Below are 13,176 nucleotides of genomic sequence, written 5' to 3' on the forward strand. Positions count from 1 at the left end.
TTTTACTCCGCCCCTTGAACGCAGGGCTGTTCAGCGGAAAACAGCGGCAGGGTCACCGTGGCACACGTGCCGCGACCCAGTCGCGAGCGCAACTGCAATTGTCCTTGATGTGCCCGGGCCACCGCCTTGACCACGGTCAGGCCCAGGCCTGTCCCGGTGGTTTTAGTGGTGAAGAACGGCTCGCCGAGGCGTTCGAGCACGCCCAACTCGATGCCACAGCCACTGTCGCTGACGCTGATACGCAGGCTGTTGCCCCGGCGATATACATGAACTTTCAGGCGCACCTCACCGGCGCTGGCCTGGATCGCGTTTTCAATCAGGTTCAGCAGCGCCCCCACCAGGGTGTCGCGGTTGCACAGCAACTCGCCCTCATGGCTGTCGCACTGCCAGCGGACCGGCAATGCCTGCACGTGGGTCAGGGCCGCCGCTTGCAGGGCCTGCATCAGGGCGCCCGGGGTGATGCGGTCGGTCAGCGGCAGCTCGCCACGGGCGAACACCAGCATGTCGCGCACCTGATGCTCCAACTCGTGCAGGCGCTCCTTGAGGCGCCCGGCAAAACGCTGCTGGGTGTCCACCGGCAACTCACGCTCGGTCAAATGGCTGGCATACAGCAGAGCGGCGGACAGCGGCGTGCGGATCTGATGGGCCAGGGACGCCACCATGCGGCCCAGGGACGACAGGCGTTCGTGGCGTGCCAATTGGTCTTGCAGGTGCCGGGTTTCCGTCAAGTCGTTGAGCAACACCAATTGCCCGGGCTCGGCGTCCAGGGAACGGGTGGCGATGGACAGGCGCCGGCCGTCCTTGAGGGACACTTCGTGGCCGTCGTCCTCGCGCGGGGCGAAGCAGCGGGCAATGACCTGGCGCCACAACTGCCCCACCAACGGCAAGCCGAGCAACTCGCTCGCCGCCGGGTTGGCTTCGCGCACCCTGCCTTGGGCATCGATCACGATGACGCCGCCCGGCAACAGGTCGAGCAGGTTTTGCAGGCGATTGGCCAGGCGTTCTTTCTCGGCCAGTTCTTGCATGCGCTGGGCACTGACCACGGCCAATTCGCCCTTAAGCTCGGTAACCCGCGCTTCGAGCATGCTGTAGGAGTCGGTCAGTTGGCTGGACATTTGATTGAACAGGGCGAACGCCTGCTCAAGCCCCAATCGGCTCGCCTGCTCTACGGACGACGATTGCGCCTGGGTATCAGGGGCAGGAGGCATCGGGGCGGCGTGGGGCATAAGGCTATCTCGTGTGGCTGACCGTCAGTTAAACGGAAGGTTACGAGACCTATAGCAATACCCGTGCCGGAAAAAAACGCGAGGGTTTTCAGCAGGTTAAAAAACAGGCGTCAATCATCCGCCTGTTCATCACCGTCGCGGCGGCTCATGCCGTACTTGCGCATCTTCTCCACCAAGGTGGTGCGGCGAATGCGCAGGCGCTCGGCGGCCCGCGCCACGATACCGTTGGCATCGTCCAACGCCTGTTGGATCAAGCCCTGCTCCAGGCCACCGAGGTAGTCCTTCAAGTCCAGGCCTTCGGGCGGCAGCATGGCGCTGGCGGCGAAGTTCGGCGTGTGGCCATTGATCGCCACGCGCTCTTCCAGGTCGCTGCGCAGGCTGTCCACCAGTTGTTCGTCTTCGTCGTCGACGTAGCGGAATTTCTTCGGCAACTCGACCACGCCAATCACCCCGTACGGGTGCATGATCGCCATGCGCTCCACCAGGTTGGCCAGCTCGCGGACGTTGCCCGGCCAGCCATGACGGCACAGCGACATGATGGCCGCCGAGTTGAAGCGGATCGAACCGCGCTTTTCGTGCTCCATGCGCGAGATCAGTTCGTTCATCAGCAGCGGGATGTCTTCGACCCGCTCGCGCAGGGGCGCCATCTCGATGGGGAACACGTTGAGGCGGTAGTACAGGTCCTCACGGAAACTGCCCACTTCGATCATGCTTTCAAGGTTTTTGTGGGTGGCGGCGATGATGCGCACGTCCACGCCTTGGGTCTTGTTGCTGCCTACGCGCTCGAAAGTGCGCTCCTGCAACACCCGCAACAACTTGACCTGCATCGGCAACGGCATGTCGCCGATTTCGTCGAGAAACAGGGTGCCGCCATTGGCCAGCTCGAAACGCCCGGCGCGGCTGGTGATGGCGCCGGTGAAGGCGCCCTTCTCATGGCCGAACAGTTCGCTTTCCAGCAACTCGGCGGGAATCGCCCCACAGTTGACCGGCACAAAAGGCCCGTCGCGGCGCTTGGAGTGGTAGTGCAGGTTGCGCGCGACCACTTCCTTGCCAGTGCCGGACTCGCCGAGGATCAGCACGCTGGCGTCGGTGTGGGCCACTTGCTGCATCATCTGACGCACGTGCTGGATCGCCCGGCTGGTGCCGACGAGGCTGCGGAACAGGTTGGGCTCGCGGTGACGACCGCGCTCGCGGGCCTGGTCGTACATCTCGCGGTAGACCTGGGCACGGTGCAGGGAATCGAGCAACTTGCTGTAGCTGGGGGGCATTTCCAGGGTAGAAAGCACGCGGCGGCGCTGGTCTTCGGGCAGGTCAACGACAGAAATATCGCCCATCAACAAAACCGGAAGGAACTCATCCCAGGTCGAGAGTGTCTTTAACAGGCCCAAGACGGCGCCCGGCGTATTCACCGTGCCAATCAGGACGCAGATGATTTCTCGACTGGATGACAAAGAGCCGACCGCTTGCTGCCAGTCATGGCTGGCGCAAGGTAAATTTTCTTCGCCCAGAAAATTTAAAATCACCGCCAGGTCGCGGCGACGGACGCTATCGTCATCAATCAGCAGGATTTTGGTTTCACGCCACATGCAATAGCAACTTCCCTAGTCAACTCAATGCCCTGAAAGACGGGGCAGCTAGACATCTGTAAGACATTTCTGAAATTAAGACGTCTGAAATCTGAAAACAGCACTAGTTAAGTCAAAAAAACGCGCACAGTCAAATTTATGGCGCATCAGATTCGGATTAACTGACCTGGATCAACCGAACAGATGGTAAACCTTTGACGCATTTTTAGCTTGGGTGATCTGCGACATCTCGTCGACTATCGATTGACGTTCCCCGGTGGCCACTTCCAGCAGCTGTTTATAGACCACCAGCAACCCCTCCAGATTTTCACGCAACGCCGCTTCGTCCACCGGCGCCTCGCTCAACACATCGTCTACACAGCTACGGCAGGCCACATCCAGCTCGCCGATGGCATTCCAGTTGCGTTCAGCCAAAGCATCGATCAGCGCGACGCGGGTTTGCTCAATCCGTTGCAGGGCTTGGCTCATGACATCTTCCTCAGGCCCGCGGGCCTATTCTGCCGCCGTCTCTTGGGCCGCAATCGCATCCCAACCGCTTTTGACGGTAATCAACAGGCGGGCGACTTCGTCGATGATCGCAGGGTCGTTGCTGGTGTTGGCCTGTACCAACCGGGCACTCATGTACTCGTACAAGCTGTCCAGTTGCTGGATCGCGGCCGGATCTTCGGCTTTCTCTTCATCCAGGCCCTGGCGCAGGCCGGTGATGATGTCGATGGCTTTGGTAATCAGCACGCACTTTTGCGGGATATCGCCACGGGCCAATGCACCCTTGGCTTGAGCCAGGCGATCGAGACCGCCCTCAAGCAGCATCTGGATCAGGCGATGAGGGCTGGCCTCAGAAATCTGCGCGTGGGAATTGACCTTCTGGTACGCACGAAGGGCTCTCATAGGGTTCATGTTGCTACCTCGTTACAGGCCTTGGGCCAATAGGTTTGCTCTCACCAGTGTCTCGACTGCGCCGCCAAAAACTTTAACCTTGCCCGGCGGCACCCAGCTGCGCGGAGCACCGCAGTGCCCCGCCGCTATCAGTTCGACGACTTCGGATTATTGAGCGAGTTAAGCGTGGTCATGATGCTGGAGCTGCTGGCGTTGATCTTCGCGATCATGGTGTCCATGGCCGTGTACTTGGCGCTCAGCGATGCCTGCAAGCTCTCGATACGCCGGTCCAGGTCAGTCTGTTGCGTGGTGAGTTCGGTCAACTTGGTGTTGAGGTCCTTCACCCGCGTCGCCAGCAACCCGGTGGTGCCCACGTAGCTTTCCGTGGCCTTGTTCATGCGGCTAATCAAGCCTTTGTCGCCGGTGAACAGCTTGGCGATATCGCCCGCCCCTTTGACCACGGCCTTGTCCCACTGCTTGTCGTCGAGGGTCAACAGGCCAGTCTTCTGGTCGGTGGTAATGCCCATCTGCGACAAACCGCTCATGGCGCTGGAGCCCGAGCTGTTGACCAGTTCGCTGCGCAGGCTGGCGACCAATTGGCGCATCGACGCATCGCCCGTCAGGGCACCGGCGGTGGTGGTCGCGGTGTCGCCGGTGGCGTTGACCTTGGTCTGGGTGTTGATGCTGGTCATCAGCGCGTTATAGGCGGTGACGAACGACTGCACCGAGGCCTTCAAGGTGCCGGTGTTGCTTTCCACGTTGATGGTGATCGGTTTGTCCTTGTCCTTGGCAACCAGCTCCAGGGTCACGCCGCTGATGGCCGAGGTGATCTTGTTGCTGGTGGACTCCATCGCGATACCGTCGATGGTGTACTTGGCGTTTTGCGCGGCCGGGCCCTTGTCGTAACCCACGGCCAACTCGGCATTACCGCTCAAGGTGATGTCGGTGCCCACACCGCCGTTGCTGGAGCCGATCACCAGGCGAGAGCCGTTGGCGTCGCTCAGCACGTTGGCGCTGATGCCTTGCGCGGACAGCTGGGTGTTGATGGACTCGCGCACCTGGGTCAGGGTCGCGCCACCGGGGATCAGCACATCGTAGCTTTTGCCCGACTGGGTGATGGTCAGCGTCTGGTTCTCTTCGCTGGTGTTGGCCACACCCGAAGCACCGCCGGTAAACGTCTTGGTGGTGGCTTTGGAAGAGGTCGCCAGCTCGCTGACCACGACCACGTATTTACCGCTGGAGGCGCCATCGCCCAGGGTGACTTTGACGTTTTTGTCTTCGGAGGACGTAGCCGCCAGGCCATTGAAGGCCGAGACGTTGTTCAACTTGGTGATCGCCGTCCGGTAGGCCTCCAGCGAACCCTTGACCGTGCCCACAGCCGACAGCTGAACGGTAGCGGCAGTCTGCTGCTTGGTGATCTGAGCCTGCTTGGGTGCCTTCTCGGCGCCCACCAGTGCCTTAACGATGCCTTGGGTGTCGTAGCCCGAACCCGGGCCGGAAATCGTTGAACTCGCCATTTGTCATCTCCTTGTTCTGTCGCTGCCGCTTTATTGGCGCACAAACACCTATTAAGCAGTCAGAAACACAATTCGTGCCAGCTCAAGCCTTGGTCTGAAACAACAGGCTGCTGGCATCGCTCAGGTTCTGCGCCAACTTGAGCGCAGTCTCCGATGGAATTTGTCGGATCACTTCACCGCTGTCGGTGGCGATCACTTTGACGACCACACGGCCGGTGCTGTCGTCGATGGAAAAGTCCAGGTTGCGTTGGGTCGCCTGAACGAACTCACGTATATCGGTTACGGCTTTTTCCAATGCCACGCGCTGCGGTTCCTCGGCAGTGGTTGGATCAGTCTCTGCAACAGGCGCGGCCTGGGCAGCAGAGGTACCACTGGCTTGGGTTGCACCAGCGGGGTAAGCCGCGTTCAGCTTGATGCTCATGTCCATGTCATCACCTCAAAACTGAAAAAAACGAAAGGGCACGTATACGCGCCCTTCCGTCAGTCAACCGATACCGATGTTACTGAAGCAGCTTCAGAACAGCGGATGGCAGTTGGTTGGCCTGGGACAGGATCGCAGTGGAAGCCTGTTGCAGGGTTTGTTGCTTGGTCAGCTCGGCGGCTTCAGAAGCGAAGTCGGCGTCCTGTACGCGGCTACGGGCTGCGGTGGAGTTTTCCGAGATGCTTTGCAGGTTAGCAACGGTGCTGGTGAAACGGTTTTGTACAGCACCCAGCTGCGAACGTTGGGTGTCAACTTGCTGGATAGCGCCGTCCAGAGCCTGGATGGTTTGTTGAGCGCTATCAGAGTTCAAGATGCTCAGGCCTGCTACTGTAGTATCCATTTTTACAGCAGCAGTCGTATTTGCCGCTGCGGTGGTCAGACCCAGCGTGGCCAGGCCAGTGCCGCTGCTACCGTCAGCTACGGTGATGTCTTTGGTGGAGAACAGGCTCAGGGTGTTATTTTTGGTGTCGATTCTGGCAGTTACACCGGTGCTGGCGCTGTTGATGGAAGAAACGATGTCAGCCATGGTCGAACCAGCAGTGAACTTCACTTCAGTACCGTTCAGGCTAACCGAAGTCGCCGAAGTCAGCTTGGCTTCAGTGCTACCTGCGGACAGACCCAACTTAGCCAGTGCACCTGCGCCACCGTTAGCATTCGCGGCGGTAGTACCGTTGCCCAGCTTGATGGCTTTACCGTCAGTCGATGTCAGTTCCAAACGACCTTCAGCAGAAACGGCTGCTTTGACCCCAGTACCGGGAACAACAGGAGGGCCTGCAACATCAGCGGTTTTAGCATTGATTTTGCCGGCAATTGCAGTCATGTCATCGCCGACAGCCAATGCCACGTTGGTGCCATTGATGTTGATTTCTACCTTGGCATCCAGTTTGCCCGCAACTGCTGGAATCGGGGTCGTGGTGCCAGCGGTTTCAGTGGCTGCACCGATACCAGTTGTGGTAGTGCCAGTAACCGAGATGGTTGCAGCCGAAGTCAGCGTGAGGCTGGTTCCTGCACCGTTTTTGCCAGCCACTACACCGGTAATACCAGCAGCAGTGATGTCTGCAATAGCCTCATCAATGGTGGCGTTTGCACGAATGGTTACATCCGTATTATTAATTTTGAATGTTTCAGCGCCGGTAGGAGCAGTGTAAGCATCCGAACGTACAAATGGAGTGGTAGTGGTACCCGCCGGAGTGCCACCTGGCAGAGTAACCGGATTACCAGTCACCGAAGCCGACAGCGAAGTCAACGAACCAGCAACGGTTGCTTCGCTGTAAGTACCTTTCAGGCCAGTGGCGCTGATGTCGCTCATGCCGAACGAGATGGTCTGGTTAGCGTCGGAACCGATCTGGAAGCCAACGTTCTGGAAGGAACCGTCGAGCAGGTTACGACCACCGAAAGTGGTGGTAGCAGCGATACGGGTCAGCTCGCCCACTTTGGCGGTGAATTCCTGTTGCAGGGAGTCACGGTCAGCCTGGCTTTTGTCACCGTTCGCGGAGTTCAGGGCCAACTCACGCAGACGTTGCAGAATGTTGGTCGATTCTTGCATCGCGCCTTCAGCGGTCTGAGCGATGGAAGTACCGTTGTTGGCGTTGTTGATCGCAACAGTCATACCTTTGACCTGGGAGGTCAGACGGTTGGCGATCTGCATGCCGGCGGCGTCGTCTTTGGCGCTGTTGATTTTCAGGCCGGAAGACAGACGGGTCATCGAGGTGCCCAGGGCATCGCCGGCTTTGTTCAGGTTCCGCTGAACGGTCAACGATGTAATGTTGGTGTTTACTGATAAAGCCATGACGAATTCCTCGTTGGTTGGATACTGCGGCTTCCGGCCCTGGCAACCGCCGGGTGTGGCCTAGAGAACCTTCGTAATAGTTATCGTCGTGAAAGCAGGTTGCTTGAGGGCTTTTTTGATTTTTTTTACTAGCAAGGTGCCACCCCTTTGCTTTTCAAGGATTTAGCCAGGGGAATCGGGCAACCAAACACCTCTGCGGGGGATAACGCTGTGGGAGCGACATATTCCAAAAGAGCACATTCCACAGAGCTAGACCCACAACAGGCCAAGCCATAAAAAAACGCCCAGGGCTTTTGCGGCCATGGGCGTTTTTGTGAGGGGCGGGTTCAAGCCCTCAAGGGCGATAGAGAATCGCCGAGCCCCAGGACAGGCCTACGCCAAAGCCGCTGATGGCCACACGCTGCCAGTCGGCGTTGAGCACGTGCTTTTCCAACAGCAGTGGAATGCTCGAGGACACGGTGTTGCCCGTCTCGACCATGTCCTTGAGGAATTTCTGCGGCTCACCCTCAAAACGCCGCGCCACGGCGTCGACGATGGCCGCGCTGCCCTGGTGGATGCAGAAGGCGTCGATGTCGTCGGGCGTGAGGCTGGATTCGGCGAGCAACTCGTGCAAATGGGCCGGCACTTTAAGCAGGGCGAAGTTGAACACCTGGCGGCCGTTCATATAGAACACGCCGTCGCTGACTTTCAGGTGCGGCGCACCGGAACCGTCGGTGCCGAACTTGGCTTTGCCCAACTGCCAAGCCGCGTCTTCGCCCATCCAGGTGGCGGTGGCGGCGTCGCCAAAAAGCATGGTGGTGTTGCGATCTTCGGGGTCAACGATTTTCGAGTACGGGTCGGCGGTAATCAGCAGGCCGTTTTTCAGCCCGGTGGCTTCCATGAAGCCTTTGATGGCATAGATGCCATAGACGTAGCCGGAGCAGCCCAGGGAGATATCGAACGCCGCCACGTTGGTCGGCAGGCCCAATTTGTCCTGGACGATGGCCGCGGTGTGGGGCAGGCCCTCTTCGTCGCCGTTCTGGGTGACGACGATCAGCACGTCGATGGATTCAGGGCGCAAATCAGGGTTGTTGGCGAACAACGCCCGGGCGGCTTCGACACACAGGTCGGAGGTTTCTTGGTCGGCGTCCTTACGCGGCAGGAACGCCGAACCGATCTTGCCGAGGATGAACTCTTCATCCTTCTCGAATTTTGCACCTTGGGCGTAGTTATCAAGCCCACTCGCTGGCACGTAACTGGCGATGCTTTTTATGCCAATCATTGTGGCTTCCCAATACTCAGATAACTGAAAAACACCGCGCCACGGGGGGTGCGGTGCTGACAATAAACGGGGGCTTTCACGACATGAGAAACGCGCCGCGAGTGGTTGCCGTGCCCATGGAAATCGACCCTGCAAAGGCCCGGCGACCGCCTACCCGTTTCACACGATACAGTGAAGATGCGCTTTGTGACTCACAGGTCACTCTATTTTGCGCGCTTTGTGCAAAACCTGGCGTGATTGTGTCGTCAACGTGCCCATTCCAGCTCCCCCCCCGTGGAAAGCCGTCTGGGTCTGGGAGCCCCACAAAGCAGGTGTCCCGCATTGCCAGCATCGGGCTCAACACAGCGTTGGCCTGGACTGATCCGGGCTCCAGAGCCAGAAGGTGTAGCCGTAGTCGCCTTCCAGCTTGGGAAAAATTGCGCCATCACGGAAATACTGCCGCGAACCTTCACGGGCGGGGCTGAACCACCAACCGGCGTGGGGGCACGGCTCGCCGCTGGCTTTGCGCGGCGGGTGCTGCGGTTCGCTGCCCGGCGCGTCGGCCATGGCGTCGGGGTCGCTGTCTTCAAACTCACCTTCGAGAAGTTCGACGAAGTACCACTTGCAGGGGCGGTAAGTGAAGGCCTTGTTCATTACTTGGTAGTAAGCCGGCTCTTTAGGCTCTGGAAAGATATGTGTGTAATGTTCCTGCTGCATAAACTTCATTAAAGCGGCTTCGTCGCCCCACAGCCCTGCCCGGCCGATAGTCTTTAGAGCATCTAACCCAATTTCATTGAAAGTTCTGCACGGTTCTAGTGGTTTGAACATACCTACGCCACCACCCGTCCAGCCAAATTGTAAGGCTCCATATGGGTCATCCTGGGGTACATAGACTCCCGTACGCGGAGGAATTTTTTTGGTCTCGCCTTCAATATCCAAATGCACTTTGAACTTAGGCAAACGAGGAAAATAATTTTTGGCCTCCTCCCAGATGAACCAAAAAGTGGTGTCTCGCCAACCCCGACGAGCGACACCATCAATTTTAAATCCGTACGCAAATACCTTTTCAGCCTGCTCGCGAAACGCTTTCTCCTGTTCTGCAGTGGCCCATTGCATTGAAAACTCGCCCAGCATATGGGCGCATTGATTGGTTCCCGTGATGCCGTAGCACTGGTCGGCGCGCTTGGCCATATCCCACATGGTGTTTTCCCTGTACTCGATCAAGGCTGGAAACCCACCGGTGCTCCAGTTGGCTGCGGTATCGCGCACGCCCCAGCGTTCGCTGACCATCAGGGGGTCGAGAATCGAACGGCGCTCCAAAAGCATCTCAGCCATAACGATCAACTCGTCGATCTTCGGCAACAACGCGTCCAAGTAACTTTGCGACGAGTAGTAATAGAGCATTGCCGCTTGGCGTTTCTGCCACAGGGACAGGTGATAAGTTGGGGTCATCGGATAAAGCGGATTCATTTTTTAAACTCCGTAATTTGTCCCGGCAAGTTGGGTAGGCCGAGGCGCACGTTATTAAGTTGGGTATCAAAGTCGGTCATGCCCCAGGTGGTATCAAAGGGGCCGCTGATGGCGGGGTGATTGATTTTTTCACGCAGGCACTCATAGAACTCCTGTTCTTGTGGCGACAGGTTCTTGTAACGCTCGTAGTTCATGTCCGGGGCAGGTTCCATGCGACCGGTCTGGCGATCCACGCGGTAGTAGGTCAGGGTGTCGAAGGCTTCAGCGGTGCTTTCGCCGGCGCTGTTGCGGATGAACTTGGCATCGAACTTGATTTGCTCCCAGCCGCCCTCTAGATAGCGATCCGGCAAACCAGCCTTGGGCGCTTTGACCTGGGACGCAGCGGGGCCTTTCCAGACCTTGAGGGTTTCCCCGGCCTTGAGTTCGTACACCACGAACTGGCCGTTGACGTTCCAGTCCGGCCACACTGCCAGGTACTTGCGCCAGGCAGATTTGGGGTTGGCTGAATCCATGATTTGCTTGAACACGGCTTCCGTGACCCAGTCCTGGGCGCCGGCGACACTGCCGGGGCCTATGATGCGGTAAAGGCGTAGGGGGCCTACCAGTTCAACTGCCTTCATCCCTTCGGCGAAGGTTTGGATCTGTTTTGCATTTAGAACGGGGTACCCATTCTTTGCTTCGTTATTGACGATCTTGATGCCATCCTCCAGATCCAGAGGTTTAAACACCCCCGGCTCCCCCCGACTCAACCACCCCGGCAACGGCTTCGCATCCCGCATCAATTTCACCGCCAGTGCCTCGGGCAATCCGCCGTGAAAGTGCACATTCACCGTGTTCAGGATCGCCCGATGCTGCATCAGGTCTTCCATTTCCAACCGGCGGATCACGATGTCGAGGGCGTCGCGTATCGGTTGCAGGGCTTTGCCGATATGGGCGTTGGCTTGCAAACGCACGGCCTTGACCATGTTCAGGGTTTGCTCGGCCTTGGCGGCGGCCCCAGGGACGTATTTGACTTTGCCCAGCAAGGTGTTGAGCAGGGCAATGCCCCGGTCGAAGGCGTGCAGTAACCTCAAGACGTCTATCTGATTGCGCACCTTCTTGATGGCGTCAGCCAGTTCCTTGAACACCTGGCCCCACTTGAGAGCATCCCAGTACGTCATCACCTCCTTTTTACGCAGCAAGGTAATGACCCAGGTCATCGCCTCGTCCACGGCCTTCTCCACGGCATGGCCACCGGAGCGGCGGATAAACAGGAAGAAGATTTTCAGCACACCTTTAACCAGGGAACCGAGCACCGGAAACAGGCCGATCAGGGTCAGGCACAGGCCGACCCAGGCCCAGGTGTTGCTGTGGTCTTTTTGCAGTTCGCGGCAGTTGGCGACCAAGTCGCGCATGTCGCAGATCTGGTCCACCAGCGGCACCATGGAAATCGCCGCGTCGAAGGCGATTTGCCCGGTGCTGCGGTCCTGGTTGAAATCCCCTTGAATGGCTTCCCATAGCCAGAGGGCGCTGTCGATGCTGGCGTCGAACAACCTCTCGGGCGCCCCCGTGACATAGGCCAGGGCGATACGGACGTCGTCGGCGGGAACCTGGGTGCCCGAATCATTTTTGACTATCTGGTTCATGAACGTTCTCTCGATTGAACGGAGGTGACTTTGGCGATGTCCTCGGGGGCCGCGCGGTTTGATTCGTTCTCACCGAGCGGCAACCGATATTTCACATGGGCCACCTGCTGCGGCGGCACGTTGTCGTGGCGGGCGTCGCCTTGGGGCTTCAAGTTGCCGGCGTGTTGGGGGCCCTTGTGTTGCTGAATTTGATAATCCGCCTCGCGAATGCCTTGACGGGTTTGCTCATCTCGATAGTTCACCGCCACCCACTGCGCCGCCGGCCCCGGCATGGCCTGAGACCTGGGCAGTGCGGGTATTTGCGGCTGGTTGTTTGCCCCGTTCAGCAACGGATGCTCGCTGCCCTTGACGCTGAACACCCCGGGGCAGGCAAAGGTGATATCCGCGCCGTGCAGGGTGATGCGGCTGGCCCCCGCTTGGAGGACGAGGGTGTCCTTGGCGATCAGGTCGATGCGCCCCGCCGTGGCGGTGAAGGTGGCGCCTTGGTCGGCCAGTAGCTCCAGGCGCTCGGCGTGGGCTTGCAGGCCGACCGCCCCTTCCTGGGCGATGACCTTGGCCCCACCTTCGCCGGTGTACAGGTGCAGGTTGGCGCTGCTGATGGCCGCAATGTTGTGCCCGGCGTTTAGGTGCAGGTCGTGCTGGCTGGTCAGTTGCAGCTGCTGCGCGGCAAAGGCGTTGCTGCTGGCGGGCGTGGCGAGGAGCAGGTCGGCCGGGGTTTCCAGCACCAGGTGCGGGGCGCCGAAGCGTTCTACCGGTAAACCGCTGCCGGGTTGGGTGGCGTCCTGGCCGTTGACCCGGGCGGGGTAGCGGGCGTCGCCCTGAGGGTCGAGCGCCTCGCTCAAGGCCGCGGTGCAAGACGCCATTGCGGCACCTGCCAATGCCTGCCGGGCGGCTTGGTCGAGCCGCTCGGCGGCGGCGATGGCGCCGCGTAACTGGCCTCGGGCCGCTTCCATATTCATCTGGGTCGAACCCGCCCGGGGTTGCAGGCTGGTGGACAGCAGCAGGCCATCCCCCGCACGAACCTGTCCCCAACCGCCGGTGGACTGGGCAAACCCCCGGCCCAGGTAGACACCGCGCTGGGTGTCTTGGGTGGCCACCAGGTAGCCCAACGCCAGGCGACTCTGCGCGGTGTCATTGAGCAACCCCTGGCGCAGTTGTCCTGGGCTGTCGTCCAACTGCCATTGGCTGGCGGGTTGGCCGTCCAGCACCTGGGTGTGCACGCCGCTGATGGAGGCCGCTAACGGCGGTGTGGCGACCCCGTTGTAGAGCTGGGCGACCACCACGGGTTGGTCGATGTCGGCGTTGAAAAAGTCCACCAGCACTTCGCTGCCGATGCGCGGGGTGAAGTGCTGGCCGAAGTTCGCCC

At 59.4% G+C, this 13,176-nt stretch carries 11 protein-coding genes; all 11 read right to left on the minus strand.

The window, feature by feature from the left end:
- Positions 1–2 precede the first annotated feature (2 nt).
- A complete protein-coding gene (locus AC19YT_RS16245) occupies positions 3–1,208 on the minus strand; it encodes a sensor histidine kinase (RefSeq protein WP_500598447.1) in 1,206 nt (401 codons plus the stop codon).
- 128 nt (positions 1,209–1,336) lie between these two features.
- Positions 1,337–2,812, minus strand: a complete 1,476-nt coding sequence (locus AC19YT_RS16250; RefSeq protein ID WP_500610614.1) for a sigma-54 dependent transcriptional regulator — start codon at positions 2,810–2,812, stop codon at positions 1,337–1,339.
- A gap of 171 nt (positions 2,813–2,983) precedes the next feature.
- Positions 2,984–3,280, minus strand: coding sequence for a flagellar protein FliT (gene fliT, locus AC19YT_RS16255; RefSeq protein WP_095110698.1), 297 nt, complete (start codon positions 3,278–3,280; stop codon positions 2,984–2,986).
- 24 nt (positions 3,281–3,304) lie between these two features.
- A complete protein-coding gene (gene fliS / locus AC19YT_RS16260; RefSeq protein ID WP_095110699.1) occupies positions 3,305–3,709 on the minus strand; it encodes a flagellar export chaperone FliS in 405 nt (134 codons plus the stop codon).
- A gap of 128 nt (positions 3,710–3,837) precedes the next feature.
- Complete coding sequence (gene fliD / locus AC19YT_RS16265) at positions 3,838–5,205, minus strand: flagellar filament capping protein FliD (protein WP_500610615.1); 1,368 nt, start codon at positions 5,203–5,205, stop codon at positions 3,838–3,840.
- Positions 5,206–5,287: 82 nt separating this feature from the next.
- Entirely contained in the window at positions 5,288–5,632 is a 345-nt protein-coding gene (locus tag AC19YT_RS16270) for a flagellar protein FlaG (protein WP_095110701.1), read from the minus strand.
- Between the two features lie 73 nt (positions 5,633–5,705).
- Positions 5,706–7,475 (minus strand): flagellin N-terminal helical domain-containing protein, encoded by a 1,770-nt coding sequence (locus tag AC19YT_RS16275; RefSeq protein WP_500610616.1) that lies wholly within the window; start codon positions 7,473–7,475, stop codon positions 5,706–5,708.
- Positions 7,476–7,809: 334 nt separating this feature from the next.
- Entirely contained in the window at positions 7,810–8,736 is a 927-nt protein-coding gene (locus AC19YT_RS16280) for a ketoacyl-ACP synthase III (protein ID WP_095110703.1), read from the minus strand.
- Positions 8,737–9,072: 336 nt separating this feature from the next.
- Positions 9,073–10,185, minus strand: a complete 1,113-nt coding sequence (locus AC19YT_RS16285) for a hypothetical protein (protein ID WP_500610617.1) — start codon at positions 10,183–10,185, stop codon at positions 9,073–9,075.
- Positions 10,182–11,810: a hypothetical protein gene (locus AC19YT_RS16290; RefSeq protein ID WP_500610618.1), complete on the minus strand. Its 1,629-nt coding sequence runs from the start codon at positions 11,808–11,810 to the stop codon at positions 10,182–10,184. Before AC19YT_RS16290 ends, AC19YT_RS16285 begins: the two co-directional genes overlap by 4 nt.
- The coding region (locus AC19YT_RS16295; protein WP_500610619.1) for a DUF2345 domain-containing protein at positions 11,807–13,176 on the minus strand (1,370 nt) is incomplete at its 5' end. The genes AC19YT_RS16295 and AC19YT_RS16290, both read right to left, overlap by 4 nt.

The organism is Pseudomonas sp. MF08875 (assembly GCF_059862525.1).

What these genes read in the sequence shown, in the direction of transcription:
- AC19YT_RS16245 (WP_500598447.1), bottom strand. Translation starts at nt 1,208, where the DNA reads ATGCCTCCTGCCCCTGATACCCAGGCGCAATCGTCGTCCGTAGAGCAG.
- AC19YT_RS16250 (WP_500610614.1), bottom strand. Translation starts at nt 2,812, where the DNA reads ATGTGGCGTGAAACCAAAATCCTGCTGATTGATGACGATAGCGTCCGT.
- fliT (WP_095110698.1), bottom strand. Translation starts at nt 3,280, where the DNA reads ATGAGCCAAGCCCTGCAACGGATTGAGCAAACCCGCGTCGCGCTGATC.
- fliS (WP_095110699.1), bottom strand. Translation starts at nt 3,709, where the DNA reads ATGAACCCTATGAGAGCCCTTCGTGCGTACCAGAAGGTCAATTCCCAC.
- fliD (WP_500610615.1), bottom strand. Translation starts at nt 5,205, where the DNA reads ATGGCGAGTTCAACGATTTCCGGCCCGGGTTCGGGCTACGACACCCAA.
- AC19YT_RS16270 (WP_095110701.1), bottom strand. Translation starts at nt 5,632, where the DNA reads ATGGACATGAGCATCAAGCTGAACGCGGCTTACCCCGCTGGTGCAACC.
- AC19YT_RS16275 (WP_500610616.1), bottom strand. Translation starts at nt 7,475, where the DNA reads ATGGCTTTATCAGTAAACACCAACATTACATCGTTGACCGTTCAGCGG.
- AC19YT_RS16280 (WP_095110703.1), bottom strand. Translation starts at nt 8,736, where the DNA reads ATGATTGGCATAAAAAGCATCGCCAGTTACGTGCCAGCGAGTGGGCTT.
- AC19YT_RS16285 (WP_500610617.1), bottom strand. Translation starts at nt 10,185, where the DNA reads ATGAATCCGCTTTATCCGATGACCCCAACTTATCACCTGTCCCTGTGG.
- AC19YT_RS16290 (WP_500610618.1), bottom strand. Translation starts at nt 11,810, where the DNA reads ATGAACCAGATAGTCAAAAATGATTCGGGCACCCAGGTTCCCGCCGAC.